The organism is Terriglobales bacterium (assembly GCA_035624475.1).
Classification (GTDB): domain Bacteria; phylum Acidobacteriota; class Terriglobia; order Terriglobales; family Acidobacteriaceae; genus DASPRL01.
The window spans coordinates 1-2108 of the sequence record DASPRL010000245.1 but is presented as its reverse complement, the minus strand read 5'-3'; the positions used below and the strand labels follow the sequence as shown (position 1 = coordinate 2108).

General features: G+C 65.7%; 2 protein-coding genes. One reads left to right on the top strand and one right to left on the bottom strand.

Features of this window, described 5'->3' with window-relative positions:
* Positions 1 to 392: 392 nt before the first annotated feature.
* Positions 393 to 1580: a pyridoxal phosphate-dependent aminotransferase gene (locus tag VEG08_10005; GenBank protein HXZ28316.1), complete on the bottom strand. Its 1188-nt coding sequence runs from the start codon at positions 1578 to 1580 to the stop codon at positions 393 to 395.
* Positions 1581 to 1682: 102 nt separating this feature from the next.
* Between VEG08_10005 and VEG08_10000 the strand changes: the two genes are divergently transcribed.
* On the top strand, positions 1683 to 2108 hold a 426-nt coding region (locus VEG08_10000), incomplete at its 3' end, for an NAD-dependent epimerase/dehydratase family protein (protein ID HXZ28315.1).

Here is a 2108-nt window from a genome sequence, read left to right as displayed (position 1 = left end):
AGGTAGAGGGCGGCGACGATGTCCATGATGGAGAGGGTGCCTCCGGCGTGGCCGCTGCCGGCAGCGCGCAGCGCCACCAGGTCGTAGCCGCGCATCAGGTTGGCCTGCTCGGCCAGTTCCTCGATGGAGTAGTCGCGGATGACTTTGCCGGTGGTGGAATCGATCAGTGCCATGGCGTCTTCCCCCGGCGGAGGCCCTAGCGGGGACGCACTCCGCCCAACGGCCAAGCGTAGGCCGCTTCGGGCCGGGGGTCGGTGAGCATGGTCACAAGGGGGTGTGATGGCTGGGCGGGGGGAGCCATCGGGTGATCTGGCGATCGGGTGATCGGGTGAACGAAAGAAACGCCGAGGGCTTTTTCCTCGGCGTTCTCTGCGGTCTCGGCGGTGAATCTTCTACAGGTTCTTCTTGGTCCACTCCTCGATGCGAGCCAGGGCCTTCTGCAGGTTCTCGTAGGAGTTGGCCACGCTGAAGCGCAGGTAGCCTTCGCCGAACTCGCCGAAGGCGGTGCCCGACAGGCAGGCCACGCCCGCCTCGTCCAGCATGGCTTCGGAGAGCTTCTTCGACGGCCAACCGGTCTTGGTGATGTTGGGGAAGACGTAGAAGGCGCCCTTGGGCAGGCGGCAGGAGAAGCCCTTGCTCTTGTTCAGCCCGGCCACGAACATGTCGCGGCGGCGCTGGAACTCGGTTCGCATCTTGTCCACCGACGACTGGTCGCCGTGCAGCGCCTCCACCCCCGCTACCTGGGTGAAGCTGGCGGTACAGGAGTTGGAGTTGGTCATGAGGCGGGCGACGTGCGGGGCGAGGTCCGAGCGCATCACCCCGTAGCCCAGCCGCCACCCGGTCATGGCGTAGGTCTTGGAGAAGCCGTCGAGCAGGATGGTGCGGTCCTTGAAGCCGTTGATGGACATGATGGACTGGTCTTCGCCCTCGTAGATCAACCGGCTGTAGATCTCGTCGGAGAGCACCATGATGTCGCGCTCTCCGATGGCGCGGGCGATGTCCTCGAGGTCGCGCTTGGTCAGCACCCCGCCGGTGGGGTTGTGGGGCGAGTTCAGGATGATGAGCTTGGTGCGGTCGCTGATGAGCGAGGCCAGCTCGTTCACGTCCAGGCGGAAGTCCATCTCCTCGCGCAGGCGGATGGGCACCGGCTTGGCCCCCAGGAAGTGGATCATGGACTCGTAGATGGGGAAGCCGGGATTGGGGTAGATGACTTCATCCTCTTCTTCCACCAACGCCAGCATGGTGAAGAAAATGATGGGCTTGCCGCCGGGGACCACGACCACCTCGTCGGGCGTCACCTTGACGTGGCGCGTGTCCGAGACGTACTTGGCGATGGCCTCGCGCAGTGGTGGCAGTCCCGCCGAGGGACCGTAGTGGGTCCAGCCCTTGTGCAGGGCCTCGGTGGCGGCCTCGATCACGTTGGAGGGGGTATCGAAGTCGGGCTCCCCGATCTCCAGATGGACGATGTCTTTGCCCTTGGCTTCCAGGGCCCGCGCCTTGACCAAGACTTCGAAGGCGGTTTCCGTGCCCAGGCGCGCCATGCGCCGGGCCAGTCGCAATTCGGTCTGTGTGGCTTTCATAATTAGCTCCAGATTATAGCCTAGCGCGTGGGCTGGATTGCGCTGTGACCGGCGTCACCAGGGGCTGTCACAAGCCCCCGTGGTATCGTGTTGGACTGCCTTATGGGAACCTACCTGGTAACGGGGGTCGCGGGCTTTATCGGCTCGGCTCTGGCGCGCGCGCTGCTGGAGCGCGGCGACACGGTGCGCGGCATCGACAACCTGCTCACCGGCAAGCGGGAGAACATCGCCGCCCTCCTCGACAAGATGGAGTTCCGGGAGGCCGACCTCTGCGATCCCGCCGCCGCCGCCGAAGCCTGCCGCGGCGTGGATTACGTGCTGCACCAGGCTGCCCTGCCTTCGGTGCCGCGCTCGGTGGCCGACCCGGTCGAGACCAACCGCCACAACGTGGACGCGACGCTCAACTTGCTGGTGGCGGCGCGCGCCGCCAAGGTGCGGCGCGTGGTCTACGCGGCGTCTTCTTCCGCCTATGGCGACACCCCTACCCTGCCCAAGCGCGAGGATATGCCCGCGAATCCCATCTCGCCT

Bases quoted from the DNA above. Each gene is read 5' to 3' on its own strand.
- VEG08_10005 (HXZ28316.1), bottom strand. From the start codon at position 1,580: ATGAAAGCCACACAGACCGAATTGCGACTGGCCCGGCGCATGGCGCGC.